This window comes from Streptomyces sp. NPDC087440 (genome assembly GCF_044744005.1).
Lineage (GTDB): Bacteria > Actinomycetota > Actinomycetes > Streptomycetales > Streptomycetaceae > Streptomyces.
Genome location: NZ_JBIUXN010000023.1, coordinates 136,320 through 162,389 on the forward strand (window position 1 = coordinate 136,320; position 26,070 = coordinate 162,389).

At 69.1% G+C, this 26,070-nt stretch carries 30 protein-coding genes; 21 read left to right on the plus strand and 9 right to left on the minus strand.

Annotated features, from left to right (window positions below; genetic code table 11):
* Positions 1–29: 29 nt before the first annotated feature.
* From ACIO3O_RS34730 to ACIO3O_RS34740, 3 genes are all read left to right on the plus strand, one after another.
* A complete protein-coding gene (locus ACIO3O_RS34730) occupies positions 30–872 on the plus strand; it encodes an SDR family oxidoreductase (RefSeq protein ID WP_401752863.1) in 843 nt (280 codons plus the stop codon).
* Positions 873–915: 43 nt separating this feature from the next.
* Positions 916–1,749 carry a hypothetical protein gene (locus ACIO3O_RS34735; RefSeq protein ID WP_401752864.1) on the plus strand — a complete coding sequence of 278 codons (834 nt, stop codon included), beginning with the start codon at positions 916–918 and terminating at the stop codon, positions 1,747–1,749.
* A 323-nt stretch (positions 1,750–2,072) separates the two neighbouring features.
* Complete coding sequence (locus tag ACIO3O_RS34740; protein ID WP_401752865.1) at positions 2,073–2,519, plus strand: 6-carboxytetrahydropterin synthase; 447 nt, start codon at positions 2,073–2,075, stop codon at positions 2,517–2,519.
* Between the two features lie 164 nt (positions 2,520–2,683).
* On the opposite strand, the gene ACIO3O_RS34745 is transcribed toward ACIO3O_RS34740, so the two are convergent.
* Positions 2,684–3,472 carry a hypothetical protein gene (locus ACIO3O_RS34745; RefSeq protein ID WP_401752866.1) on the minus strand — a complete coding sequence of 263 codons (789 nt, stop codon included), beginning with the start codon at positions 3,470–3,472 and terminating at the stop codon, positions 2,684–2,686.
* Between the two features lie 73 nt (positions 3,473–3,545).
* On the minus strand, positions 3,546–4,214 hold the full coding sequence (locus tag ACIO3O_RS34750; RefSeq protein WP_401752867.1) for a 2'-5' RNA ligase family protein: 669 nt from the start codon (positions 4,212–4,214) through the stop codon (positions 3,546–3,548).
* A 287-nt stretch (positions 4,215–4,501) separates the two neighbouring features.
* Here ACIO3O_RS34750 and ACIO3O_RS34755 point away from each other — a divergent pair, with 287 nt between their 5' ends.
* Positions 4,502–5,227 carry a hypothetical protein gene (locus ACIO3O_RS34755; RefSeq protein WP_401752868.1) on the plus strand — a complete coding sequence of 242 codons (726 nt, stop codon included), beginning with the start codon at positions 4,502–4,504 and terminating at the stop codon, positions 5,225–5,227.
* 237 nt (positions 5,228–5,464) lie between these two features.
* Entirely contained in the window at positions 5,465–6,970 is a 1,506-nt protein-coding gene (locus ACIO3O_RS34760) for a hypothetical protein (RefSeq protein WP_401752869.1), read from the plus strand.
* Between the two features lie 117 nt (positions 6,971–7,087).
* Here the strand turns inward: ACIO3O_RS34760 and ACIO3O_RS34765 are convergent, their stop codons facing one another.
* Positions 7,088–7,609, minus strand: coding sequence for an NUDIX domain-containing protein (locus ACIO3O_RS34765; protein ID WP_401752870.1), 522 nt, complete (start codon positions 7,607–7,609; stop codon positions 7,088–7,090).
* A gap of 214 nt (positions 7,610–7,823) precedes the next feature.
* On the opposite strand from ACIO3O_RS34765, the gene amcB reads away from it, so the two are divergent.
* From amcB to ACIO3O_RS34790, 5 genes are all read left to right on the plus strand, one after another.
* A complete protein-coding gene (gene amcB / locus ACIO3O_RS34770) occupies positions 7,824–8,975 on the plus strand; it encodes a cyclophane-forming radical SAM peptide maturase AmcB (protein ID WP_401752871.1) in 1,152 nt (383 codons plus the stop codon).
* Positions 8,972–9,163, plus strand: coding sequence for a multiple cyclophane-containing RiPP AmcA (amcA, locus tag ACIO3O_RS34775; protein ID WP_401752872.1), 192 nt, complete (start codon positions 8,972–8,974; stop codon positions 9,161–9,163). Before amcB ends, amcA begins: the two co-directional genes overlap by 4 nt.
* A gap of 76 nt (positions 9,164–9,239) precedes the next feature.
* Positions 9,240–9,926 carry a pentapeptide repeat-containing protein gene (locus tag ACIO3O_RS34780; protein ID WP_401752873.1) on the plus strand — a complete coding sequence of 229 codons (687 nt, stop codon included), beginning with the start codon at positions 9,240–9,242 and terminating at the stop codon, positions 9,924–9,926.
* A 29-nt stretch (positions 9,927–9,955) separates the two neighbouring features.
* Positions 9,956–10,678: a hypothetical protein gene (locus ACIO3O_RS34785; RefSeq protein WP_401752874.1), complete on the plus strand. Its 723-nt coding sequence runs from the start codon at positions 9,956–9,958 to the stop codon at positions 10,676–10,678.
* Positions 10,679–11,141: 463 nt separating this feature from the next.
* Positions 11,142–11,663: a hypothetical protein gene (locus tag ACIO3O_RS34790; protein WP_401752875.1), complete on the plus strand. Its 522-nt coding sequence runs from the start codon at positions 11,142–11,144 to the stop codon at positions 11,661–11,663.
* A gap of 232 nt (positions 11,664–11,895) precedes the next feature.
* Here the strand turns inward: ACIO3O_RS34790 and ACIO3O_RS34795 are convergent, their stop codons facing one another.
* The 3 genes from ACIO3O_RS34795 to ACIO3O_RS34805 form a co-directional block, all read right to left on the minus strand.
* Positions 11,896–12,609, minus strand: a complete 714-nt coding sequence (locus ACIO3O_RS34795) for a hypothetical protein (RefSeq protein WP_401752876.1) — start codon at positions 12,607–12,609, stop codon at positions 11,896–11,898.
* Between the two features lie 312 nt (positions 12,610–12,921).
* A complete protein-coding gene (locus tag ACIO3O_RS34800) occupies positions 12,922–14,121 on the minus strand; it encodes an MAB_1171c family putative transporter (RefSeq protein WP_401752877.1) in 1,200 nt (399 codons plus the stop codon).
* The gene (locus ACIO3O_RS34805; RefSeq protein WP_401752878.1) at positions 14,118–14,315 is read right to left on the minus strand and encodes a hypothetical protein; all 198 of its coding nucleotides are present in this window, start codon (positions 14,313–14,315) and stop codon (positions 14,118–14,120) included. The genes ACIO3O_RS34800 and ACIO3O_RS34805 overlap by 4 nt, the downstream gene beginning before the upstream one ends.
* Before the next feature lie 48 nt (positions 14,316–14,363).
* On the opposite strand from ACIO3O_RS34805, the gene ACIO3O_RS34810 reads away from it, so the two are divergent.
* Entirely contained in the window at positions 14,364–14,531 is a 168-nt protein-coding gene (locus ACIO3O_RS34810) for a hypothetical protein (RefSeq protein WP_401752879.1), read from the plus strand.
* A 141-nt stretch (positions 14,532–14,672) separates the two neighbouring features.
* Here the strand turns inward: ACIO3O_RS34810 and ACIO3O_RS34815 are convergent, their stop codons facing one another.
* The gene (locus ACIO3O_RS34815; RefSeq protein ID WP_401752880.1) at positions 14,673–15,113 is read right to left on the minus strand and encodes an XRE family transcriptional regulator; all 441 of its coding nucleotides are present in this window, start codon (positions 15,111–15,113) and stop codon (positions 14,673–14,675) included.
* A gap of 872 nt (positions 15,114–15,985) precedes the next feature.
* Between ACIO3O_RS34815 and ACIO3O_RS34820 the strand changes: the two genes are divergently transcribed.
* From ACIO3O_RS34820 to ACIO3O_RS34865, 10 genes are all read left to right on the plus strand, one after another.
* Positions 15,986–16,879: a helix-turn-helix domain-containing protein gene (locus tag ACIO3O_RS34820; RefSeq protein WP_401752881.1), complete on the plus strand. Its 894-nt coding sequence runs from the start codon at positions 15,986–15,988 to the stop codon at positions 16,877–16,879.
* Between the two features lie 8 nt (positions 16,880–16,887).
* A complete protein-coding gene (locus ACIO3O_RS34825) occupies positions 16,888–17,583 on the plus strand; it encodes a hypothetical protein (protein WP_401752882.1) in 696 nt (231 codons plus the stop codon).
* 150 nt (positions 17,584–17,733) lie between these two features.
* Positions 17,734–18,378 carry a WhiB family transcriptional regulator gene (locus ACIO3O_RS34830; protein ID WP_401752883.1) on the plus strand — a complete coding sequence of 215 codons (645 nt, stop codon included), beginning with the start codon at positions 17,734–17,736 and terminating at the stop codon, positions 18,376–18,378.
* Complete coding sequence (locus ACIO3O_RS34835) at positions 18,375–20,039, plus strand: hypothetical protein (RefSeq protein WP_401752884.1); 1,665 nt, start codon at positions 18,375–18,377, stop codon at positions 20,037–20,039. Before ACIO3O_RS34830 ends, ACIO3O_RS34835 begins: the two co-directional genes overlap by 4 nt.
* On the plus strand, positions 20,036–20,227 hold the full coding sequence (locus ACIO3O_RS34840) for a hypothetical protein (protein WP_401752885.1): 192 nt from the start codon (positions 20,036–20,038) through the stop codon (positions 20,225–20,227). Before ACIO3O_RS34835 ends, ACIO3O_RS34840 begins: the two co-directional genes overlap by 4 nt.
* Entirely contained in the window at positions 20,218–20,544 is a 327-nt protein-coding gene (locus ACIO3O_RS34845) for a hypothetical protein (protein WP_401752886.1), read from the plus strand. The genes ACIO3O_RS34840 and ACIO3O_RS34845 overlap by 10 nt, the downstream gene beginning before the upstream one ends.
* Positions 20,541–21,155, plus strand: coding sequence for a hypothetical protein (locus tag ACIO3O_RS34850; protein WP_401752887.1), 615 nt, complete (start codon positions 20,541–20,543; stop codon positions 21,153–21,155). The genes ACIO3O_RS34845 and ACIO3O_RS34850 overlap by 4 nt, the downstream gene beginning before the upstream one ends.
* A complete protein-coding gene (locus ACIO3O_RS34855) occupies positions 21,152–22,885 on the plus strand; it encodes a relaxase/mobilization nuclease domain-containing protein (protein WP_401752888.1) in 1,734 nt (577 codons plus the stop codon). The genes ACIO3O_RS34850 and ACIO3O_RS34855 overlap by 4 nt, the downstream gene beginning before the upstream one ends.
* Positions 22,886–23,063: 178 nt before the next feature.
* Complete coding sequence (locus tag ACIO3O_RS34860; RefSeq protein WP_401752904.1) at positions 23,064–23,423, plus strand: hypothetical protein; 360 nt, start codon at positions 23,064–23,066, stop codon at positions 23,421–23,423.
* A 74-nt stretch (positions 23,424–23,497) separates the two neighbouring features.
* Positions 23,498–24,175, plus strand: a complete 678-nt coding sequence (locus ACIO3O_RS34865) for a hypothetical protein (protein ID WP_401752889.1) — start codon at positions 23,498–23,500, stop codon at positions 24,173–24,175.
* Between the two features lie 174 nt (positions 24,176–24,349).
* Here the strand turns inward: ACIO3O_RS34865 and ACIO3O_RS34870 are convergent, their stop codons facing one another.
* Positions 24,350–25,171 carry a DUF317 domain-containing protein gene (locus tag ACIO3O_RS34870; RefSeq protein ID WP_401752890.1) on the minus strand — a complete coding sequence of 274 codons (822 nt, stop codon included), beginning with the start codon at positions 25,169–25,171 and terminating at the stop codon, positions 24,350–24,352.
* 18 nt (positions 25,172–25,189) lie between these two features.
* Positions 25,190–25,477: a hypothetical protein gene (locus tag ACIO3O_RS34875; protein ID WP_401752891.1), complete on the minus strand. Its 288-nt coding sequence runs from the start codon at positions 25,475–25,477 to the stop codon at positions 25,190–25,192.
* Between the last annotated feature and the right edge of the window lie 593 nt (positions 25,478–26,070).

Below are 26,070 nucleotides of genomic sequence, written 5' to 3' on the forward strand. Positions count from 1 at the left end.
CCGTCAGCCCCTCGCCCGCAAGGAGCAGGATGACCCTCACTCTGAACCAGCCCCTGCTGATCATCGGCGGCAGTGGCTTCCTCGGCTCCGAACTCGTCCGGCAAGCCAGCGCGGCCGGACACCGTGCCCTCGCGACGTACGCGACCCAGCCGAACAGCAAGGCCACGGCCATCGCGTGGCTCCACCTCGACCTGCGTGACCCTTCGAGCATCCACACCGTGCTGACACAGGTAAAGCCGGGCACAATCATCAACGCATCCAGCGGACGGGCCGACTGGGCGATCACCGCAGAAGGCCCGGTGCACCTCGCGATGGCGGCAGCGCACCACGGTGCTCGCCTGGTGCACGTGTCCTCGGATGCGGTGTTTTCCGGTACCAGCCGCACGTACTACGACGAGTCGTGCCGCCCGGATCCCGTCACCCCGTACGGCGCCGCCAAGGCCGCAGCGGAAACCGGCACCCTCGCGGTCCACCCGCAGGCGGCCGTCGCCCGCACCTCCCTGATCTTCGGTCCCGGCGCCGAGCACGAACGCCTGGTCCATCACCTCGCGAACGGAGCCCGCGACGGCGCTCTGTACGTGGACGACGTGCGGTGCCCCGTGCACGTGAGCGACCTCGCTGCCGCTCTGCTGGAAATCGCCGCGGGCGGGGCCGCGGGCATCCTCCACCTCGCCGGCCCCGACGCCCTTACACGCCACGAACTCGGCGTCCTCATCGCCCGCCGCGACGGCCTCGACCCCGCCCGCCTCCTCACAGCGCGACGGGCCGACAGCCCTCACCCCGGAGCCCTCGACGTACGCCTCGACAGCCGGGCCACCCAGCAGCAGCTCCGCACCACGCTGCGCGGCGCAACGGAATTCCTGAAGCCCTGAGCGCACCACCCCACCCGTATCCCCGACCACGAAGGAGACCGCAGTGCTGATCACCGTCATGAGCCAGAACGTGCAGCTCGACGCACCGTCCGAGGGCCGCTGGACGCACCTCGCGTCCGGAGTCCGGGCCCTGGGGCCCGACCTGCTGCTGTTACAAGAGGTCAACTGGCTGACCACGGAAACGGCCGTCACGGCGGCCGAATCAGAACTCGGCATGCGGCTGGCCGTCGCCCCGAGCCGCAACATCCCCGTCGCGGTGGCCTGGAACCCGGACACGGTGGACGTTCTCGGCGTGGAGACGAAGTACAGCACCACCGACCTCCACCACGGCTACTGCGCGCCGCGCGTCCGCCCCCGGGGCATAGACCTCCCCGTACCGCTCGTCGTGATCAGCACCCACCTGACGCCCTACGCCACCCAGGCCGCCGCCCAGGAAGCACAGCTGCTGTGCGCGCGCGCCTACAAGCACGGCGGCCTCGGACTGATCGGCGGCGACATCAACCACCTGCCTCTCGGTGACCCCGAGCCCGACTGGGAACGCGTCCCTCCGTACAACCGGGCTTCCCGGTGCCTTCGGCGTTCGACCACGTCCGAGCCCTGGCAAGGCGACCGGACGGTGGGCCAGGTCCTGCAGGACGCCGACCTGACCGATGTCGCCGCACACCTCGCCGACCTCCACAACGACCCGGCACTACGACAGATCACCGGCACCGCCGGCCTTCTGCGCACCGACCAGACGCACGTGACGCCCGCGCTCGTGCCCGCGCTGACCTCGTACCGGACTATCGACCCCGGCGGATACAGCGACCACTGGGGCACGCTGTGCACGCTTGACCTCGGCCGCATCAACGCCGGGAGCTTGCGCGAGTACAGCTGACCTGATTCAGGCGAGTGCGAGCGAGGTGCTCGCACTCGCCCGGGCACACCCGCCGCCCTGTTGTCGATGGCCGTCTTCGCACGACCTCGTCCACGGCGCCGGTGCCGACGAGAGCGTCCTCGTCGGGGGCCGCGGGCCCGAAGCGTGAGAAGAAGTCTTCCAGGGTGCCGGCGTCCCGGCGTCATCTCACCGACCCCCGCCAGGCTTCCCGCTGGCTTTCGCAGCAACCGAGCATCTTTGCGGGACACGACGCTGATGCGGCAGATCACCTGCGGCGCACCGCACGGTGCGTCAGACTGGGCCCGTCGTCGGAGGAGGAGATCATGCTGACTGCAGTGCACGAGTACAGCGTCCCGATGCACCACCTGATGCCAAAACTGCCCAGCTGGCACATCTGTTCCCGCACTCACATGCACGAATACACGGTCACCATCGCCTGCAGCGCACCGGATCATCAGTTCACCCCTGAGATATCTGACCTCCTGGCCGTGGCACGCGCGGAGATCGAGAGGAATCTCCGTTACGGGCACATAAACGATCTTGGCGGCTCGTGGCAGCCATCTGCCGATCACGCCACGCTCGCGAAGTGGGTACACGCGACGGTCACAAGCCGCCTGCCCAAGGAGCTCGCTCCGGCCGTAACCGTGCAGGTGACACTGCGCGAGGGCAAGTCTCCGCGGGTCTTCCCCGAGGGCAGGAGCATCCCGAAGTGGCCCTCGACCAGCGACGCTCTCACAGCGTCGTCCAGGGCGACAACGACGCACCAGTAGATGCTCGCTGAACCTCAACGAGGGGAGACGCGCTGAGGCGGGCGAGGATCGTGTCGGTTCCGCGGGCCCACCGGAAGGGTGAGCCGCACCGCCCACGACTCTCCCGGTGTCCGAGGGGCCCGCTCGATGGCCTTCCTGGACAGGTTCACGGCATGGGCGTCGCATCAATCGTGCGACGGCCGCCTGTTCCTCGGCCATCGTGTGTGTTCCACGTCCGAGATCTCCACCCGGTACGGCGCCCATGCCTCCGTCACCACCAGGCCCTCCGGGGGATGAGGCACCTCGGACCACTGTCGCTTCCTCTCCCCGGTGTCTTGTCGCAGCCACCACTGCGCCCAGCCCAACAAGGCCGAGCCGAACACCGCCGTCGGCGCATCGTCCGGGCCCTGCATGGTGACCATGTATCCGCTCGGCTCCCCAGGCGAGGGCGGGTTGCAGTTGACGAGACGGATGCCGACGCGACACCGTCCCGGCTCGTTCAAGAGCACCGTGGCCACTGTTGCAAAGGGGTACTGGGTCATCAGCCCGTCCAGCACCAACTCCGCCGGATATCCGGCCCATTCCATCCCCACGAGGGCGTCAGCTTGCGTGGCCCACTGCTCGTGTTCGCGTACGCTCGCCTCGTACCGCACGCGCGTCCGAACAGTCCAGTCCGGAGGCAGTGCCGCCCGCCACAGCTCGTCCGGCGGGGGCGCCATCGCCAGCCGGTGCGGGCAGAAGCGGTCCGGCATCGCCCGGGGCGGGATCACTTCATGCGCCCCCCGCACCACCGGGCCAACGAGATAGCGGGACAGATCCGGCATCTCGGCCGGATACTGCGTGATGTACACCGTCAGTTGCCCCCCTGCCGGGCGGTCGTCCTGTACGTGCGTATCCACCCGGGACGCGCCGACCCGGGAACCGGGGTAGAGGGCCACCGCAGGGCGGGACTGCCCATCGCCTGGCTCGATCACGACTTGCCCACACTCCATCCCCGCAGGCCGCCATCACAGCGGTCCTCTGCACCACAACGGCATCCGGCCACAGCTACTCGGGAAGCCGGCCGCGCAGCGGAATCTCTGCGACCGGGTCCCACGCCATACGCCATCCGCCGAGCCCGTCGTCGAAAGCCCACGTCACATCGAGGAGATGTACCCGGTCGACGGCCAGAGTCGCGCGCCGCGGCAGGACCGCGTTCCGCAGTTCACCGTTGAGAGGGTCGGACGACGCCCGGGCGTGGGAGTAGCCGAGCGAGATGTGCGGGCGCCCGCCGGAGTGCTGCAGCGCATCCTCGCCCCGGGTCGCACGGATCGCGCCACGGACCCGCTCGATGACGGCACCCACGTCCTCCTCGGGCCAAACGTCCAGGACAGCCCCGGACGCGTTCCCGATTGGGGGGCCGACCTGCGTCATAAAGGGCGGCATGTCCGCCAGCTCCGCGTGCAGGGCTGCCACGATCTCCTCCCGCGCCGCCTCGTCGTAGTCGGCAGAGGGTACGTCGGCGAGCATTTCGCCAGTCAGGTGCAAGAGCCCCGCGTCGCTCGGGCCGCTGCCGTACTGCGGGTCGATCGGATAGCCGGCCAGGATCGGGCGGCACGCCTGCACGAGACGAAGCAGTTCGGCATCTACACCTGGGCGCGGAAGCACGTACACATGCAGGGCCCCCATGCCGCTCTCCCACGGGCGCCCTCGGAATTTCGGCACGAAAGGCTCCATGTGAGCGTTCCTCCCCCGATGTTCCAGGCGCCGAAGCGGCGCCCACCATGAGGACAGTACATACGAGCAAGTCCCCTTCCACGAGGGAATGCAGAATCCGGAACTCCTCCGGACCTCCCCGCAGGCACCACAGGCGTTCGGTCACGAGGTCTGCTGCAGGAACCGGCTTCGGCGCCTTGGACGTTCGGACGGCCGCCGAGCAAGATGTGGTCCACACGCTCGAAGTGGCGGTGGGGGCCGTCTCATCGGCTCCGGTCTCGGGCACTTGGACAAGCAGGGGGCACCACATGGGCAAGGGCAAGCGGCTGCGGAAGCAGGGCTCGAAGGATCGAACGACCCGAGGGCCTCGGGAGCTGGCGCCGGAACCGTCCAAGGCGTCGACTCGGGATGACATCGGCGGCGGTCGGCTGTCCTCGTACGCCCGCCAAGAGCTCGGCAAGCAGGTGTACGCCTGGATGATCTTGCTGTCGTACCTGGAGTGCGCTCTCGACGGGCCGGACGGTCTGCCCGCCGGGCTGCTCGCACCCCAGAAGCCGGACGAGAGCGACGAGGACTACACCGAGCGGATCCGGACCGACCGGCTTGTCGTCGAGACGCAGGCCATGGCCAGCAGCCCGGCGGAGCAGGTCGCCGAGGTCCTCTCCAGCTGGGTGTCACGGTCCATGGTGCACGACGTGGTCGGCCACCTCGCTGGCGAAGGCATGCGCCACCTCGGCACCACAGCCGTGGATCCCGATCAGTGGCAGGCCGGTGCCCGGACCCTCCTGGGCATCATGTGCCCGCCCAGGCACTGGGACGCTGCTCTCGATCAGCTCGAAGCACTCGCCGTCAGTCGCCTTGAAGCCGACACCACCATCACCGCCCGCCTTGCCAGCGAGCCGATCGCCACGGTGCACTCGGCCGCCGCGCTCGTCACCTGGCTGTACCAGCAACCGGGCATCGTCGCCTCCCCTGCCGAAGCCCGCTCCGAACTGGCCGAGCGGGCAAGTAAGTTCGGCCGGTTCGTCTTCTAGGACCGCGTGTCGACCGGCCGTCAGGAGCCAGATCTCAGAGGAGAACGCCGCTGCGCTCCACGAGGCCGCGGAGCTCGGTCGATGTCGGCCCTGAGACAAGGAGGCTGGAGACCAGGGACTCCGCCGCCGAGCGGGCGTTGGTCTCCTCGGTAGCGGACCAAGGGTGAACACGCGTTACTCGTAGGCCAGTTGGGTACGTTCCGACCGGGCGTCTGGGGCTGGCGGCGGAGGCGAATCATGAAGAGTGCGTATACCGGGCTCGCGGCATTCGAGACCAGAGCAGGGCAGGCCGCCCGGACCCTGCTGGCCAATCAGGGCTACGACGGCGGATGGGGCCTGACCCTGACTTCGGTCTCGTCGATCGTCAACACCAGCGAGGTGCTGCCGATTCTGCGAGCGGCAGGCATCGGCGGAGCACCGGTCCGTCGCGCACTCGACTTCCTCACCGGTGCCGTCGCGGACCATTGTCAGCCGCGCCACAAGGGTGGCCGCGGCGAACACACGCGGTTCATTGCCTTCGGCCTGGCCGGACTTCTCTCGCACCCGCGCTTCTTCCAACACGTCGGCGTCGTGGAGACCGCGGCCTGGTGCGTCGGCTGGCTGGAGAACCACCAGGTCGATCACGGCTGGCCCGAGGTTCTCGGGCTCGACGACACGTCGCTGCACCAGACCGCCCTGGCCGTACACGGGCTCGCCGAGCTGCGCGACGCACTGCACGATCTCGGCCCGGGGATGGCCCTGCCGGGCGGGGCCGAGACCAGCGGTCTGCTGGAACGGGTGGTGCCCCTGATCGATCACGGCGTGCACGGCCTGCTGTATCACCGACGTCCAAGCGGCGCCTGGGGATGGCGCACCTACGTGGACACCGGCCCGAGCCCGAGCAAGACCGCGCTGTGTCTGCTCGCGCTGTCGGCCGTTGCCTCCGGCACGGGGCCGGGTGGCGATCCCGCATACCGCGACGACCCGCGGGAGGTGGGCGGCGTGCACGGCCCGGTGCAGTACAAGCGGCTGTCCGAGACAGTCGTCGAGGCCGGCAAGTGGCTGCTGCACAACCACCACCGCTGGGAGACCTTCGTCGAGGACGACAAGGACGTGCAGGGCACCGCCTGGGAGCACATGGCGTACGCGCTGTGCACCCAGGCAGCTATCCGGGCCGGTGGCAACCCGCGCGATCCCCGGCTCGCCAAGGCGTGGACGTTGATGAACGACCTGTGGGATCCGACCGCCCGGCTGTGGAACGAGCCGGGCGCCTCGGGCAAGCGCGCGACCATCCGGGCCGCGTACTACACGGTGTCGGCCTACGAGTCAGCGGTTCGGCGCCTGGCACTGGTGGGCCTGTCCGACAGCGGCGCCGAGGACGTGAGCGAGCCGTCTGTCGAGATGGTCATCGAACAGGTCGAGCTCGGCCCTGGCCGCACGGTCCGCATCACTGCGCGCGGCGGCAGCGGCGCGGCGGTCTGCGAGTTGACGGAGCGTCTGTTCGATCTCGTGCAGGTCATCTTCGACGCCCCTGCGGACGGGCTGGCGACCGAGCGGATCGCGGCGGTGCTCTACGTCGCGCCGTCCTCGGTGCCCAAGTACGTTCAACGGCTGAACCAGGCCATTTCAGCAGGCTTTGGCGGCGCCCCGGCCCGCCTCCTCCTGGCTGCGACCGTCGATGGTCTCGGGGGATATCGCCTCGTGGGACAGCGTCCTGTGAAGGACGCGGGACAGCAGAGGCCACGACCGGAGAACCGAAGCTGATGACGGTGCGGGAGCCTCCCGCACGCTCACCCACGCCGCGCTCGCAACCCCTGCCGTCGACCTCGCCGAGCCGCTCGGGCTCTCTCGGACCTCGGGAGGGAAAGGTACGGCGCTCGACTACGGCCGGGCGCGTTCCTCGGCGACCGGGTAGTTCAGCAGCGCGAACCGGGCCAGCGAGCGCACCTGGTCGAAGGTTTTGAGGTCGTCGAGATCGTCGAGGCCGAACCACTCCGCGCCATGGACCTCGGCGAGGTCGGCTTCGATGACCTGCTGGCGGGTGCCGGGCTTCCGCTGGACATAGAAGAACTGGACCAGCGCCGGAGTGGGGAAACCCTCGCGCTCGATATCCACGTAGAACGGCACCGGCTCGGGGGTGGCGTTGTGGTCGGCGGGGTGGATGGCCGGCTGGCTGGAGATCGCCTCCACCACCAGACCGGTCTCCTCCGTGAACTCGCGCACCGCGGTGCCGGCGAAGGACTCGCCGGGCTCGATGTGCCCTCCAGGTGGAACCCATTTGTCGAAACGGTTGTGGTGCACAAGCAGCACCCTGCCGTCCTCGATGAGGTAACCCGAGCAGCAGTACACCAGACCGACGTCACGGGAGGTCTGGCCGTCATGGATCAGAATCGAGCGAGGCACGCCCGCCACGATAACCCACTGCCACCTGCCCGAACTCATGTGCAGAACATGGGACTTCGGCCTGCTGTCATCGCGGCGCGGATGACATGTCAGCAGCGATGACAACCCAATGTCATCGCGTGCACGTCACGGTCGGACCGATGGTGGTGACACCCCGAGCCGCAGCCCCCTGGCCGCGGTCGAGGTGCCCTTGTCGGCCGTGGAGAGGACTCCGATGCGCTCTCATCCGCCCGCGTGGCGTGCCCGGTACGAGCAGCGGTTCGCGGCTCCGCAGACCGTGGTGGTGCAACCCACGACCTGGTGCAATCTGGACTGCCGGTACTGCTACCTGCCGTTTCGCAAGCTCAAGCATCAGATGCCCGTGGAGGTCTCCGTCGCCCTGGCGACGGCGGTGGCCCAGTTCGAGGAGAGCGGCCAGCCGATCGGGATCGTCTGGCACGGCGGCGAGCCGCTGGCGGTGGGACCCAACAAGTTCGCGGCCCTGCTCGTCCCGTTCGAACCTCTGCGCCGCGCGGGCCGCGTGCAGCACTACGTGCAGACCAACGCGACGCTCATCACCGACACCTGGTGCGACGTGCTGGCCGCGTACGACGTCTGTGTTGGGGTGAGCATCGACGGGCCGGCCGCCGCGAACGCCGAGCGGGTCGACCTGCGCGGCAAGCCCGCTTTTGAGCGAATCCTGCACGGGATCAGCAGGCTGCGTGCACGGGGCATCCCGTACTCGATCATCTCGGTGGTCGGCGCCGCCGGCATCGACGTCCCCGAGGAGCTGCTTGACTTCCTCGCCCCGCTGGGGAGCCACTCGGTGGGCTTCAACCTCGAGGAGATCGAAGGGGCCAACACCGACCGGCAGCCGCCCACCGCAGATCAGGCCGAAGACTTCTGGCGCCGCACCCTGACCTGGATACGCGAGCACCCCGACGCCCCGACCGTCCGGGAGGTCGCACGCCTCGCCGAGTACCTCCAGCTGATCCGCTCCGGCCAGCGAGCCGAATGGGACCGGCGCCGCCTCGACCCGATTCCCACCATCTCCTACAAGGGCGACGTGGTCCTGCTCTCCCCGGAGCTCGCCGACACCACGGCGCCCGCGTACAAGGACTTCGTGGCCGGCAACATCCTCGACCGCTCCCTGACCACCATCCTTCGCCAGGCTCACCGGCTGCGCTACGTGAGGGACTTCCTCACCGGCCTGGACCGCTGCGAAGCTGAGTGCGAGTTCTTCGACTTCTGCCGCGGCGCCCAGGCGGCCAACCGTTACTTCGAGAACGGCAGCCTGACGTCGACCGAGACCAACTACTGCCGGGTATCCCGGCAGGCCCTGGTCACGGCCCTTTCCACACTCGCAACGAAGGAGACAGCTGCATGACGCTGCTGGTCCAACTCGCCGCCTCCGACGCCCCCATCGTGATGGAGTTGACGACCACGCACGACGCTCCCGGCCCCGTGATCGTTGAAGGAGCGTGGGACAACCGCCCCACCTGGGACAACTGGGCAAAGAACCCCGCCCCCTTCGACAATCGCCCCACTTGGGACAACTGGAACAAGCAGAAGTAGAACAAACCGCCTGGTGGCGCACCCGCCGGATGCGCCACCAGCACGACAACCGAGCCACCACGATGAAAGGCCCTTGATGGACACCCGCACGATCCGCCGCACGAGCGTCACCCTGCCCGCCCTGAACGAGCCTGGTCTGTACCTGTCCAACGTGACCTCGCTGGAGGGCGGCCGTGGCCGGGTCACCGAGTTCCAGTACGCCGACGCCGCACTGCGCGACCTGGACCTGTCCGACACCCATCTGATGGACGGGCGGATCACCGGCCTCAAGGCCCAGCGCACCCGCCTCGACAAACTCCGTGTCGACTCCGTGGAGTTCACCGGATGCGACCTCGCCGCGCTGCACTGGACCGACAGCAAGCTCTCCCGCGTCGTCTTCCGTGACTGCAAGCTCATGGGCGCCACGCTCGAAGACGTGACGCTCGACAACGTCCTGTTCGAGAACTGCAGGCTCGACTACAGCACCCTCACCCGCGTCCGGGCCACCGGACCCGTGATCTTCACCAAGACGTCGCTGCGCGAGACAACCTTCGCCTCGGCCGACTTGAGTACCGCCCTGATCGACGACGGCGACCTGCGGCTGACCGAATTTGACGGTGGGAAGTACCGCGGCCTGGACCTCCGGGACAACGACCTCTCCCAGCTCCGCGGTCTCGCCTCGCTCAAGCAGATCGTCATCGACCGCGCCCAGACGTTGCAGCTCGCCGAGGCCCTCGTCGCCGAACTGGACGTCACCTTCGGCGAAGACCTCGACGACAAGTAGCTCGGCACCCGCCCCAGGGAGGCACGGCCATGGGCCCGCGACTCGTGTTCGACTCGTACGACGACCTACGCGACCGGTGCGACACCGCGACGGTCCGGCAGACCAGCAGCGAGCCCGGCCACGACCAAGGCGCCGTCGTCCCAGGCAACGACTGGGCGCCCCTCACCGCCGAGGAGGCCGAGCGCCACCAGGCCGACGACTCGACGCCGGACAGCATCCGTATAGAGCTCGTACGCCGACCACTGCCACCGCTCGACCAGGACGACCTGTCCGGCCGACTCGAAACCGCCGCACGCCTCGACCCCCTCGACGGCCGCTGGCCCACCACCCTCCTGGGCTGCACAGCTAGCCCCGGCAACCGGACCACCACCACAGAAGACTCCGCCACCGGCCGACGCATCGGCCTGCACGTCGACAACTTCGACCGGCTGCCCTATGCCCGGCGCCACCAGGGCCGCCGCCGGCTCTGCCTCAACCTCGGCCCCGGCGCGCGCTATCTCCTCATCGGGGACCGCGACATTCAGCAGATCTGCCGCACCCTCCACACCGCCCCGGACCGGCACCACCCCCACACCGAGGACATCCGCCGCTACGTCACCGCCCGGCACCCGCTGCGTTGCCTGCGTATCTACCTCGCACCAGGCGAGGGATACATCGCCCCTACCGAGTTCCTCCCCCACGACGGCTCCACGGCCGGAATCGACCAGCCGTCCGTCGCCGCCTTCTGGCTCGGCCGACCCGAGGCGTGGTGACGGTGGTCGCAAAGCCGCCACAACAGTGAACACCCTCCGAGCGGCTACCGAGGCGGAGGCGGAGAACCAGCGACGCCAGGGCCCCACCCGTAGTCATGCGGGTCACCGACCCACTCGATCCTCGGGGAGCCACTGTCGACGAGCGCCTCCGGATCATGGTGCCCCGTCCGGCGGAGCAGCTCCACGAGATCCCGGTCGCTGAAGACGGTGCCGATCTTCTGACCGTCGATGGTGACCTCGCTCCCGGCGGACTTCCGTGGGCGACGGATACGTATGCGTGAGCTGGACATACCCCCACCGTGCCGCCCGGCTCGCTCTGCCGCATCTCGGCAGCGCCCCCACCAGGCGCTCGGTGCCATCGAGCCAGCCATATAGCATTTCCGCCCTGCGGAGGAAGGAGATCCCGGTGTCGCGAACGGATGCGAAGGGTAGAGCTGAGCGCGCGGACGGCTCGTTCCCTGCCGTGACCCTCGCCATCGGTGTGCTGGTGGCAGCGCTCAACGCGACGACCATGGTCCTCGTCCGCTCGCAGGTGCTGCACGACGATCCCGCAACGGCACGTGCGGTGATCATCGGTGTGCCCCTGATCGTCTCGGCTGCCACCTTCGCCGTGGCCAAGGTCGCCTTCGCCCGCCGTCCGGTGCGCTGGCAGCAAGCGGCTGTCGCCACCGTCGTACTCGCCGGCCTGACCCTGTCCGCAGGCCCCGTGTCGGAGCACTTCTACCCCGACCCGATGACGCGGTACGCACGTGAACTCAGCGGCCCCGGGGAATGCCTGCATGTCAGCCCGTACGCCAGCGAAGAGGGATTCCCGCGCTCTTCGCGGATCACCGTCGACGACCCCGGCCCCGGGCAGATGACCATCACGCCCGTCGACGAGAAGGCGCCGCCGCTGCGTCTCGATCACGCCGTGCGCGGCGGGACTCGTCCGCTGACGCCCGCTGACGACGGCTCGGCCTCGATCCTGACGTCGTACGGCTGCTGATCCACGGCCGGGAGCGGCGAGCGGTGCCTCCGTGTCAGGCGGCGTCCGCGTACAGGGCGGCTGAGGGACCGGTGGCGAGCTTGTGGTGCCGCGAACAAATGCGGCCCGGAGCCGAGTGTGCGGCGGACGGCCCACTCTTTACCGTGGCCCTCGGCCCGGGCACGCTAGCAGGGGTCCTGGCGGCACCGCGTAAGCCCGGTGGGTCGGCGACCACTCCTGCAGGATCTCCGCACTACGCGGCGACGTTGGAGTGGGGAGCCAGGGCCGCCGTCCGGTCGCTCAGCGTGCATTCGTGTCCCGGACCCTGCTGCGGGCAATCCGCCGCGTGCGCCGCGCACAGAAGGTCGGCCCACAGCCGCAGCACGCGGAACATCGGTGCAGTCGGCAGGTAGATTGCGAGACGCTTCGCGACAAACCCTGTTTCCTCCCACTGGGGAGGAGAAACGAAGTTTGTGACGATACGCGCCGCTGCCTCACTGTTCCGAATGAGGGGCAGTCCCCGGGTGTACGGGAGGGTCTGGAACGCGTCCGCGCGGGTGTTGGTCTCCTGTGCCACGGAGTGAAACACCGCGCCAAGAACGTACACAGCGGTCGCTTCCCCGACCGGCTCCATCGCTCGCATGCTGGCCTCGTCGCAGGCTTGACGCCACCCGGTGTGGACATCGGCGGACCGCGGATCGGTGTGGGTCCACCAGGTGCTCATCAGTGCGGCCTGGGACAGGCATACATCAGGCAGGGTCGGAACCCCAGCGGCAGCGCGGTCACGGGCGGTCTGGTAGGAGCTGCCGGCATGTTCCACGAGGATGCGGGCCGCCGATCGGGACGCGGCTCGGCGTTGTCCCTCGGTCATCCGGCCGGCAGCACCCGCGGGATTACCCGCCTCGGTGATGGTGCGGGCCAGGTGGCAAAACTCTTCCGATGCGAGGTCGGACAGCCCGCTGGTCATGTAGCCCGGAAGGGCCCCATCGTTCAGCAGTACAGCGGTACGCCTCGCGATCTCCACAAGGCGCCCGACCGCTGACGGCTCCGTCAGAGTCGCGAGAATTTCGTCCGCGCACGCCATGCACCCGTCGCCAGCAGCCCCCAGGACCCGGCCGAGCTGTGTCCGGTCGCGGTCGCTTGTCCGGTCCCGGGGGCCGGGAGCAAGGGGGGTCTGCGGGTGCTCGTGGGTCACGATGCGCGCCTCTCGGTCGCTGGTCCAGGAATGCAGGGCTGGTGGGGCTGGCCCGTCGACGTCATCCTCAGTGTCCGTTCCGCTTCATCCGGTGGCCATCCGAACGGCCTCGGCATCGGCGCGGGCCGCAGTGCGGTGCAGGTGCCAGGCGACCGCAAGAAGGGCGTCGTCGTCGTCCGTCGGGCGGCTGAGCCGGCGTTCGGTGTCGGCCAGGTCCACCGTCCGGGCCGGGTGAATGCCCTGCGCGCGGGCGATGATCCCTGCCCTGATCTGGTCGGCGGTGACCGCAGCGAGCAGATCGTCGCCCGTGAGGCCCGCCGCGCGGTGGCGGGCCTCACCGGCCTCCCGGACTTCGGCGTCGAGGAACGGCAGAATCCGGCGGTTACCATCGTGGATCTCGATGGTGCGGCGGTAGAGCCGGAGGGCGATGCGGGTGAAGTACCGGCGGTCGGACCGGTCGACAGGGAACGCCAGCTCGGGGGCGTCGGCGTAGTACGCGAGCCACAGTGGGCGCAGGCCGCGGTAGGCGCGGTGCTGGCGCGTCCAACGGCGCAGGCGCTCGGCGTGGTCGGCGCCCGTGGGGATCAGCCAGCCCACCAGGGTCAGCAGCGCGCCGCCGTCGCCGCAGATCCACGCGAGCGTCTCCCACGACTCAAAGCTGCTGCCGAACTTGCTGGCGGCCACGTTGCCGAGCCGCACCGCGCTGGAGCCGAGCGTGACGAGGGCACCGACGGTGACGAAGCGCAGGCCCACTCGGACCGAGGCACGGGTGCTGCGGCGGGCCAGTCGCCAGCAGGCGTGCGCGAGGGCCAGCTCGCCGAGGGTGTAGGCCGTGCAGTACACGGTGAGGTATACGGCGTGCCCGTTGTCGGGCGAGTAATAGAGAGTGAAGTCCCGCAGCCGCTGGACGGTGGGCGAGAACAGCAGGAACACCAGCCACAGGGTGGTGATCGCGGCCCCGCCGGTGATGAGCCAGCGCCGTGACATCCGCCGGGCGACCTCTGGTGGGGAGCCCCAGTGGGTCAGGACGACCTGCTGGCAGGCCAGCAGGCCGAGCACGCACGCCTGCGACAACGGGACGGACAGATTCGCGGTCCCCAAGAGCCGGTCGAGGTATTTCCCGGTCGAGACGAGCGCGAGGAAGAAGGATCCTGCGGAGAGCAGGAAGACGGAGGCCAGGGCGGTGGAGGCCGGGTCCTTGCGGCGGACGGGAAGGTCGCGCAGCAGGCACAGGAAGCCTGCCGCCGCCACGCACAGGCAGATGATGTGCGCGCTGTTCTTCACCTGCGGGTCTCCCGTCGGCGCAGCAACGTGTGAGCGACCCGGTCCTGCACTTCGTCGCCGGAGGACTCGTCGGTGCGCAGCCGGTACTCGGCGATCCGGCGCTGCAGAAGGTAGGCGAGACGCTCGGCGTCGCGCTCCGCTTCCTCCGCATAGTGGGTCCGGCCGAGCATCAGCTGGGCCGTGGACAGGTCCACGCCCGGAAGGTACTCGGGTCCCAAGGCCGACGCCGGCCGGGACTCGTGGTGCCTGAGCAGCAGGTGCGCGAATTCGTGCGCCAGGGCATGTTCCACGAGCTTTGGATCAGCCCGCGGATCGTAGAAGACCTCGATGACGGCCGTGCGCACGACGACGGCCGCGCACATATCCTGCACTCGCGGCTTCAGAACTACCGGGCGGCCAACGCGACGTGACACCTCGTCACAAAGGTCGCGGATATTAATGACGTCGGGGAGGTTCAGCTCGCGCAGCAAGTCTTTCCGACGCCTACGGGCGGGCCACATTTAACAGCTCTCCTGCTTGATCAATCTTCTCGAACTGCAGCCACTCTTAAGCTACTTGACGGGCGGAAGACCCTCTCGTTTCCGGTAGTGGTCCAGCAGGCCACTGACCGCCGCCTGGCCGTCTTCGGAGACATCCGACAGACGCAGCAAGATGCTCTCGATCCCCGCATCCCGCATCAATACCAATTTCTCCAGGGACTCGTTGGACTGCTCCGCGACCTGGTCGCTGAACCAGTACATCAAGGGAACCCCGAAGAACGTTGCCAGCGCCGCGAGTTCACTGATCCGCGGGTTACCGGTCCTGCCCGTTCGGAGCTTCCAGAAATGCACGTAGCTCATCGACTCCAGCCCGCGCTCCGCCATGAGGGCGACCACTTCTTTGTCGCTGTAGGGACCGCGGCCACGCGGGTGCACCGTGTACTGAAGGTGCGCGAGGCGCGCGCGGAACACATCTGGATCCCACCCCGGCATCCCTTCCGCAAGCTCTTCCATGATCCTTTTCCTGTCCGTCGCTGATTAACGGCAGTTTATGCCATGGATTTCGTTATCTAACACCTGTTGACGCCCTGCCCTGGGTATGGAAAGTTCTCCCTGTCGCCGAAGATCGACACGTGTCATCCCTTCGGCCGCAGGCGCCATCCCTGTATCTACAGGGCAGCCCGCAGCCGACGGAATGGCGTACGCCACACCCGTCATGCGACATGCGTCACCCTGATTTCTCGACTCGACTGAAAGGCGCGGGCGGCGATGAGAAGCCAATCGCTTCATAGCTCCGGCGCCGAGGATTTCACCCCCGGAGACCATTCCGGACACTTTGGCAAACGTCGGCCATTTTGGGCATCCGCGGCAACGGTATGCCCACAGCCGCCCGCCGCCGATTCGTCATCCAGGCGGAGCCCCCGCAATAAAGCGCCGGGGATTCACCGCAGCGACTAGTGCAGGGGTTAAGAGCTAAAGCTGGATCTTGAAGCGGGTGCGTGCGTATGTTCGTCGTCCCCAGGCAGCCCCCTGCCCGGGGACGACGAATGCGAGGAGTGCACCACCCGCGAATCGGACCACGGTCCGGAAACAACGACGGCGCCCGAGAGGTATGAACTCCCAGGCGCCGAACGCTTAACGGCACAACCCGCCCCGGCAAGGGCGGAGATTGCCAACCTTCACCGCGCTGATCCCTAGCACCGGGACACGTCAGCACGGCAACACTGCAAAGGGGATTGTTGCATGCCTCCCGCCCTGCGCAAAAGGCCCGTCCACCGGGCCTGCACGGCACCCGCCCTCCTTCCTTCCCTTCTCCACCGGCAACGAAACGACGTCCACCCCACCCTCCTGACCAGCGGTTTTCACACGCTGGCGGAGGAAAGCCGATGAGCAGCGACGCCCGCGAGTGGGTGTGGGAACACAGCGAGAGCCGCGGTACGGCGCGTCTGGTCCTGCTGTCGATCGCCGACCGGGTGCCCGACGAGCAGTGCGCCGCCTGGGCCTCGCTCTCCAGCCTGATCGAGCGCACCAACGCGAGCCGGACTGCGGTACGCGCTGCCCTGGTCACGCTCGCCGCCGACGGCGATCTGGAGCACCTGGAGGACCTCCAGGGCCCGCAGCGCACCATGGTCTACCGCCTGCCCCGCGCCGCCGCATACCTCGCCAGGGACGTGTCCTCCGAGCGGGAAGACCACGCCTCCGACGCCGCCTCCGCAGCGGAACCGGGGACGGTGCCCGAACTGCGGCCCGAAGACCTTCGGCAGTACGGAATCTGGCCCAAGAAGGGCACGGATTCCGACCCCTCCCGCAGGAATGCGACCGGTACGGATTCCGGCCCCTCCCGTCGGATTCCGACCCCCCGACGTGCCGGATTCCGACCCTTGGGGGGAGCGGATTCCGACCCCCAGAACCGTAGTGAACCGAAGGTGAACCGTAAGGACAGCAGGAGAGCTGCCGTCCTCCCGGCCAGCGAGTGGCAGGTCGACCAGGCCACCCACACCTGGGCCCGCCAGCAAGGTCACCTGGAGCGGCTCGGTGAGGAGGGCCTGCGCTCCGCCGACGCGAAGTGGCGTGCCCACCGGGCTGCCATGCCGCCCCGGACCCCCGGCGCCTGGGCTGCCGACTGGCGGTCCTGGGTCGCCCGCGAACACGTATCGGCTGGCCCGCACCTCTACGCCCTGCCCAGCAGCGGTCCTGGCCCGGCAGCCGGGATGACCCGCGCCGAGGCGCACACCGCCGCCCTCCTCGCCGCTCTCGCCGAGCCGACAGGAACGGAGTAGCAACCCCCATGGACCACCGCGAAATCGCAGCCCTGCTGGCCTACATCGGTCGGCTGGACCCCCGCACCATCCGCACCGACCAGGGCGAGGCCCGCGACCAGATCAACCGCTGGTACGAGCTCCTCGGGGACGTACCGATGGCCACACGGCACGGGTGGGACGCCCGGGTCGCCGCCCGCCAGCACATCCAGGTCTCGCCGTACCAGATCCTCCCGGCCGACATCGCCCGCCCGTGGGTGCACTACCGGCGCGACCGCCTGGCCCGGCACACCGACCCCACCCCGCACGCCGATCCGGACGACCAGGCCGCCTGGCAGGCCGAACTGGTCAACACTCGCCGCGCCGTGGCCTCCGGCAACGCCGCACCCGCCACCCACCGGCAGATCACCGGCGGCTCGCCTCACCCCGACCTCGAAGAGCGGCTGCGCGAGATCGGATCCTGCATACCGCCCGCCGTCCGCGCCGAGCTCGCGCCCTACCGGCCCGCCCGCGCGGCCCGAGAGGCGGCTATCGCCCGAGGCGGTCCCGACGCCCTCGGAGTGCGCTGCGAGTGGTGTCTCGCACAGGCAGGCGAGCCGTGCCGACGCCGACGTATCGGCCCCGACGGAGGCGCACGCGGCACCGCCCCGCGCGCGACGCCGCACCCCGGCCGCGTCGACCTCGCCGCCGCACAGCACACCCAGCAGCACCCCGCGATGGCCTAACCCTCGCCTCCTGGCACCCCGTCCGGTGCCCGCTCCGCACCCATGTCCCGCCCGGCTGCGGCTCCGACCCCGCCCAGCAGCCGGCCCCGACGCCGCGCCCTTCCGCCGCCGCTTCCCCGCCGGCCTCGCGGCAGCACATCGGAGACCCTCTTGCGCACCATCACCACCCACGAAGCCCCGGCCACCGGCCTGCGCGGCATCGGCGACACCAGCTGGCACACCAGGGCGGTGTGCCACGGCATGGACCCCGAAGACGCCGACGAGTGCTTCTTCCCGCCACCCAGGGACCACGAGGCCATCGCCGAGGCAAAGCTCCTGTGCGCACCCTGCCCGGTGAAGCGTGAGTGCCTGAACTTCGCCGTGGAGAACGACCTCAAAGAGGGCACCTGGGGCGGGCTCACCGAAGCCGAACGTCGGCCCTGGCACGACGGGCTGCCCCACCGGCTCGATTACAGCCGCATCCTCGCAGTCTTCGACGGGCGTGACGTGCACCTGACCGTCGCCGAACGCAACGTCGTGGTCAGTCACGCTGCCGCTCGCGGCTGGCGCGCGGGCCGACTTGCCGTCGCCCTGAAGGTCTCCCACAAGCACGCCCGAGACCTGCTGACCCAGGCCGCCCAGGCCATCGAGACCCGCGACCTCCGCCAGGGAGTGCCCCAGCCCCGGAAGAAGAAGCGGAAGAAGCCGAAAGCTCCCGCCAGCAAGCCGCCGCGCGCCGAGGCTGCCACGACGCCGCAGGCGACCCACCCCGTGACGACGATGTCCCCGCATGCCCCTCTCGGAAAGGCCGCATGACCCACCTCGCCCTCGGCGTCATCCCGGACACCACCACTCTCCTCGTGATCGGCATCCCCCTCGCGACTGCGGCACTGGCTCTGACCGGCTGGGCGCTCCGCCGGAGGGGTACCGGGAGGAAGCGTTCCGGCAGCCCGGCGGTCAAGGTCGCCGCCCTCGCCGCGCTCGGCTGCACCGCCTACACCGCGGACACCAGCTGGCGCTTCGCCACCGACTTCCTCGACATGGCCGGCACCGCGGAACGGATCGGCATGTTCGCCGCTGCCGAAATGGGCCTATTCGCAACGGCCCTGATGGCCCGGCAGAACCTCGCCACGCAAGGGGCACCCGGGGTGCCCGGAACGCTGGTCTGGTTCATCACCGGGGTTCAGATCATCCCCGCCTACGCCGAGAGCGGCCCGGTCGGCGGCACGGTCCGCGCCTTCGTCGGCCCGGTCATGGCCGCGATGCTGTGGCATCTCGCCATGGGCATCGAGCTACGCCACCGCACGCCCGGCGCCGCCTCCCACGGGCTGCTCGCCACCCTGGGCCGGGAAGCGCGGGAGCGGCTGCTATCCCGCCTCGGAATCGCTGCACGGGATCGGGACGCCGCGCAGATCACCCGCGACCGAGCCACCACCCGCGCGGTAAATCTCGCAGCCCGCCTGGCCGAGAAGTCCGACAAGCAGCAGACAAGCTGGCGCGGCAAACGGCTCACCCGACGTCTATCGAGGGCAATCGGCAGAGCCTCGGTCGGCACCGACCCCGCACAGCGAGCGGCGCTCCTCAACCAGCTCGCAGCCCGCCGCCACGCACTCGCTCTCGCGACCGCCCCCCTCCCGTCGCCCTGGTCCCCACCCCTCGTCAACGGCGGCCTGGTCCCCGAATCACAGCGGGGGACCGTCCCGCTCGGCGTCTCGGTCCCCGCCGAACGGTCCCGCACACACACCGTGCTTCGTGGGGACCGGTCCCCACGAGAAGCCGAGGGACCGTTGCCTGGAACTGCCCACCCAACGGGCGCTCGGCCGGTCCCCGAAACCGGGGACCACGGCGCGGGGACCAAGGCTTCAGGCGCGGGGACCGAGCAAGCCGAAGCCGGGACCACGGTCCCCGAATCGGGGACCGCAAAGGCGCTCGCCCATCCTCTGGGGACCGGCCTCCAGGGGAACAAAGAGCCTGCTCAGGGCGCAGATCCGGACCGGGGACCGGCCTCCACCTACCCGGGGACCGACACCACCGGGGACCGGGGACCGACCCCCACCAACCCGGGGACCGACACCACCGGGGACCGGGGACCGACCCCCACCAACCCGGGGACCGACACCACGGATCACAAGGTCCCGCTCAGGCGAAAGCCCACCACTAGCACCAACAGAAAGAGCCGGCGGAAACCCACGTCCAGCACCTCCGGCAAGAGCCGACGAAACAGCCAGCCTCGGCGCCAGCCGAAGCCGCCGCCCACACCGGATCTGCAGGACTCGGTCGACGCGCTTGTCAAGGAAGTGCTGCCGCACGTCCCCGCGCTCCTGGAGCGCGACGGCAACGAGGCCGTCAACAGAAAGCAGCTGAGGGAAATCCTCCGCCAGGAAGGGCTCAGCGGCGGCCGAAACGAGCATCTCGGCCTTGTCCTCGACGCCTTGCGCACCAAGGAAACACCCACGATGACCAGGAGTACCCGATGAAGACCTGCCACCGCTTCTCCACGATCCGCGCCGAGTACGAGCGGGACATCACCTTCCTCGCCGCCCATTCAGTCCGGCACACCGGCAGACCCGTAGCGAAGATCAGCGCGAAGAACGCGATATGGACCAAGCAGCAGATGGCCCGCGCCCTCACCCGCCACGTGGACCGCTGCCGAGAATGCGGCTGACACCGCAAAGCAGCAGGTCACAGGCCCTTCTTCAGCCCGGTGGTTCGGCTTCTAGCCGGGCCACCGCCCTTCCCGGAGGCATCACCATCACCCACCGCACCCCCGCGTCGGCCACCACCGAGGAAGCCGAAGCCTGGGCCGACGTCCTGGTCCGCCACGGCCTGCTGCACTCCGCGGTTCTCGTACCGACCGGGCAGTGGCTCGTCCAGTACGAACCCGGCAGCCCGGTCCGCGTGCTCGACGGGGCCAGCGCCGTACTCGAACTGGCAGCCTCCATCCAGCAGCAGCTGCGTACTCCGGGGTCCCGCAGCCGATGACGAAGCCGACTGACGCTGATCCCACCCCAACCCAGCCGTCGACTACCAACCCGGTCCCAGGGCGAGCAAGTTGGGGCGGAAGTAGTACTTCCGCCGAGTCCACCCCCGAGGGGGCGGAAGAGGACCTGCACCGGGGGGCGCAGGTCCTAGGGGCTTCGACCGAGGGCGGATCGAAGCCAGAGGAGGAGCGCAAGCCGACTCGTCGACCTCGTGAGCGTCCTGCTCGCCAGCGTCCACGTAAGCCGCCCGAGAAGAAGCGCCGCCACCTGCGTACGACCCGCTTCAACGACGCCGAAATCGCCCTGCTCGCCTCCGCCGCTGCCCAGTGCAACCTGACCGTCGGCGGCTTCCTCGCCCGCTCCGCGCTCGCAGCCGCCCGAGACCTCGACCGCACCAGTATCGAAATCGCCGACGAACGAGACGTGATCACAGCGCTCTTCGAAAGCAGGCGGCGGCTCGGCTGGGCCGGCAGCAACCTGAACCAAGCAGTCCGGGCGCTCAACTCCGGAACAGAGGCTCCCCACCTCGAAATGACCATCGCCGCCGTACGGAGAGCCGCCGACACCGTGCACGACGCAGCCGCCCGACTGATCGAACGCCAAAGCTCATGATCCCTAGCGTCAACGCGTCCGGATCGGACACCAGAGGGCTCCTCTACTACCTCTACGAGACAGGCAAGTTCGAGGATCACACCGACCCGCATCTCGTCGCCTCCTTCGACGGCATGTCACCCGACCCGGGCCGCGACCCACATGCCACGCTCAAGGACCTCCAGCAGCTCCTGGACCAACCCGTGATGGCTCTCGCCGAGCATGCCCGCCCGGCCAAGCACGTGTGGCACACCTCTGTACGCACCGCCCCCGGCGACCGAACCCTCTCCGACGAGGAATGGGCCGATGTCGCTCGCCGCATCGTCGCGGCCACCGGCATCGACCCCGGCGACGGAAAGCCCGGCTGCCGCTGGGCCGCCGTACGGCACGCCGCCGACCACATCCACATCATCGCCACCCTCGTGACCGAGGACGGCCATCGACCCGACGACTTCCGCTCCGGCGCCCGCGCCCAGGCCGAAGCCCGACTCATCGAGAAGGAGCTCGGCCTCCGCGAGGTCGCGCCCGGGGACGGCACGGCGGCGCAGCGCCCCACCAGCGCTGAGCGTCACAAGGCCAAGCGTCAGGGCCGCACGCAAACCGCGCGTGAGGAACTGCGCGAGACCGTGCGGCAAGCGGTGACGGGCGTCAGGAGCGACGAGGAGTTCTTCACCAGGCTCGCCGCCGCCGGTCTTCTCATCCGGAAGCGCGTCGCTCCCTCCGGGGATCTCCTCGGCTACAAGGTGGCCCTGCCTGATGACCGCAACAAGGACGGCCAGCCCGTGTTCTACCCGGGCGCGCGCCTCGCCCCAGACCTGTCTCTGCCGCGCATACGAGAGCGCTGGTCTGCCGACCTTCCCGAGCAGCTCCCCTCCACAGCCCCTCCTGCCGCCGCAAGGGTCAGTCCGTCGACCGCGCGCAGACGAACCGCTTCAGTTGTCTGGGCGTCGATCACCATCGTCGAGCACGGGACCGACGGCCTTGCCGCCGCGTACATCGCCTCGGCCAGCGAGGTCCTGGACGCGCTCGCGAAAACATCGGCCGCTCACACGCGGAACGAACTTCGCGCTGCCGCCTCCGCGTTCGAGCGCGCAGCCCGATCCCATGTGCACGCCGAACGCGGGCACGATCGAGCTCTGCGCCAGGCCGCCCGTGACCTCGTACACGGCGGTCCCGCCCTCGGCAGGGGCGAGCACGGGGCGACGACCGCGATGGCCATCGACATGCTGTTCTTCTTCATCACCGCTGCCATGCACTGGCACGCGAGGAAAGGCCACGCTCAGCAGGCCGCAGCCGCCCGCCAGGCCGCCGAGCACCTGCGCGCCGCCTACCAGGCAGCCGCGGTGCAACCCCTTGGAGCACTCCAGCAGCGCGGCCGGAGCCTCGACCGGCCCGTCCTCCAGCGGCAGAAGGCGTTGCTGCGCGAGGCGCTGCCGGAGCTGGCCGAGCGAATCCTCGCTGAGCCTGGCTGGTTCGCACTCGCCGCCACCATCTCCGACGCCGCAGCCGCTGGCCACGACCCTGCTGTCCTGCTGTCCACCGCCGTGCAGCGCCGTGAGCTCGACACGGCGGACTCGGTGAGCGACGTGCTGGTGTGGCGCCTGCGGCGTATTGCTGGTCTGCCCGCCGACACTTCCTCGCCCACCGAACTGGCGCGAAGGCGAGTGTCGTTGTCTTCTCGCAGGCCGTCCCCGCAACGCACGTCGCCATCCGGACGTTCCGACGGTCATGGCTCTGGCACCACCCGGTAACTGCCAACTGCTCTCAAGAATTCTTGAGTTGAAGCCGAGCCGGGGCATCGGGCACGATCATGTCGCACGCAGGCAAAACGAGGGAGGACCACCGGTGTTTCACCGAATAAGGCGCCGAGCAAAGCCGACCGAACTGCAGGTACAGCACGCTGTGGCCCATGCCGAGCTGGCCAACGAGATGCCCCCGCACCGTGTACCGACACCCGACCCCTCGCAGGAGCACGCCGAGCCGGAAGCTCTCGTGCCCGACTTCCTTCCTCCCGAGCTGCGCGTGCCGAGCCACGACCAACTCGACGGCCGGATGATGCCCTGGCCGCAGCCAATCATCCTCGACGGCGAGATCGTCGCCTGCGCCGAATGCGCGACGTACCGGGACTGGCTCGTCCTCTCCACCGACGACCAGGTGTGGCTGCGCTGCCGGGCCGGCCACCAGCAGCACGAACCGCGTCTGGACACCGCCTGGTACAACCGGAACGCCGGACCCGCCGACGCGACGCACGCAACGTTCCAGGACTGCCTGCGTCACCTCGGCCACTGACCCCTCCCCTACGACCCCAACGGGCGGCGAGCCCGCACTGTCCGACCTGCCGTCTAGCACCAAGGGGTCACTCCGTGCGCGTTCGCGTCTCCATCGCCGTCGGTCTCACCGCCGTCGCCGTCCTTGCCCTTCCCGCCTGCTCCGCAGCCCCCGCCGCCCCCTCACCCGCGGTCGCGTCGGCCGCCCCGACGAACCGTCGGCCAGCACTGCTGTCCTCAGCAGCACTGGGCGAGCACCTCCTCGACGAGGACGACCTCGGCGACGATTACACCCGCCTGCCCGAGAAGCCCACAGGGCGCCAGGACGTCACGGTCCTGGGCTGCCCCGCCCTGCAGCAGCTCGACAGCGACGCGGCGCTCGCAGGCTCGCTCGCCTTCCCTCGCGCGGCGCACGTGTCCTTTACCATTCGGCGCGGCAGCAATTCGGAGGCAACCGAGGACCTGTACAGCGACACCGCCCGAAACCTCTCGGCCGGTACCCGGAGGATCGTCCAGGCCATGACGAGCTGCCCCGAGTACCAGGTCCTCAACGGCAGCACCGTGATCGACATCTCCACGCAAAAGCTGCCGACGCCCGCCCTCGGCAGCGAGCAATGGAGTCAGCTCCTCACCTTCTCGACCGGGGGGAAGGAGAGCATCGTGAAGCAGACCGCGATCCGGTCCGACACCGTGCTGCTGGTCATCTCTGGAGCACCCGCGCTCGTCGACCGGCTCCTCCCCCGGGCATTCTCCAAGGCGACCGCGGGTCGCTGACGTACCCCGGCACACACCAAAGGCGCCCCCGGCAGCACGTAGCTGCCGGGGGCGCCTTTGGGTTCCAGCGCGCAAGGAAACGCGCCCTCGTCACACGAGCAGCGGCGAATGGCCGAGGCCCGGTCCTCCGTGGTGACACGGAGGACCGGGCCTCGGACCTGTAGGTGCTGGCCGTCAGCTGGCCGGCGCGCGAAGGAGCCGTTCCTTCGTGCTCGTCGGCAGCAGCCGCCGCAACACCGGGGCGGTGGAGCTGACGGAATCGGCGAAGACGGCGACGAGGTCGTCCGGGGTGCTGGCACCGAAGGAAGCTGCCCAGAGGCATGGCGCACCCATGAAGGGCTCCGCCCATGCCTGCCACCCGGCCGGCCCCGCCTCGTACGCCTCAGCCGTCAGGACCCGGAGATCCGCGTCCTGGATGAGAGGCGGCACCTCACCGAAAGCGACGTGAGACGTAAACGTCGGGTCCACCGCGCCATCCGCCGGATGATCGTTGTCACGAAGCCACCCGTGTGCGGTGACCGCGTCGAGCACCACCTCGGGACCGGCGAACGAGACGGCGGGCTGATCCCGGGCGTCGAGCGCGAGGACGAAGTCGGCCAGGGCCTCGCCGGGTACCTCGGGGGTGAAGTAGCCGGACCACTGGGCGAGCGGACTGCTGGTGTCCGTGCGAGCGGAGATCTGCCAGGCGATCGGCAGGTCTCCGAGGTGGAAGGGCTCGTCCGGAAGGACCCACTGGGCCCAGCGGAGAGTATCGGGGCTGATGTGGAGTACGGTGCTGCGCAGCACCTGGCGGTCCTCCGGTGCTTCGTCGGGCTCTTGACGGCCGCGGACGAGCGTGAGGCTGGTCCAGCCGAGGCTGGCGAGGACGTCGGCGACGGTGTCGTAGAGGCGTCCGTCGTCACCGGCGAGGTGCCGGGGGCCGACCCAGTACGCGGACTGGGCGCTGCTCGGGATGGACGGGTCGAATGGCGGGTTGGTGTTCAGGGGCGCCTCCAAGGGCTGTGGGTGGCTCTGTTACGCGCTGGCGATGCGGCGCGGGCGGCGTGGGGCTGCCTGGACGGGACGCTGCCAGGTGAGGGCGACAGCAGCCTCCGGCGGCAAGGGTCCGATTTGGCTATCTGCGTCCGGCCCTTCGGCCAGATAGACGACCGGCCGGCCTGTCTCGTCTACCGATTCGACAAGCTGGGCCAGGCGGTGTGCCATGGGGAAATACGGGTTCATGGCCAACCGCAGGGGCGTGTTCGGGTCGCAGGTCGACAGGAGCGCGACGAGGTCGCCGACGTTCATTTCCGGGGACTCCACGTGAACATCTCCTTTTCGGTGGGGCAGAGTTCACCTGGCCCGCGCAGGCGGTGGTCCGAGTGGTTCGTGCCCGACGAGATTCCCCGAACTCCGAGAGGGCATTCGCTCTCACAATGCCGCTCGGGAGACGTAGCAGTCGCCACCCGGCAAGCCTTGAGCTGAGACCGCGCAGCGTCGTGACCTGATCTTTCGGGGAAGATCGTCTACGTTGACATGCGCCGAACGCGTTGGCCAGTGTTTCTGCTGAATTCCTTGTCTGCCTGCGGCGAACTGTCCAAATCAGGAGCAGCCGTGGGCTCTTCGGAAGGGTTCCCACTCTCTCTCCACGGTGATCCTGAATGTGACTCCTGCCTTCTGCTACGCGTACGCCGATTCCTCGCTCAGTTACGCCAGCGATCTCCCGTGAACGCAAAGAACCCCCGAACTCCAGTGGGAGGTCGGGGGTTTCGGCGGCGGCGTGTGGTGGGTTTAGTTGGCTCCGGGCTGGTCGTCCTGGTAGTCTTCCCTGTTGAATCGACGTGTTGAAGCGGATCGAGCAGGGGTGGTTGTGTGCCGGGGTGGCGTAGGTATTGGGTGCCGAGAGACCGCCGGGT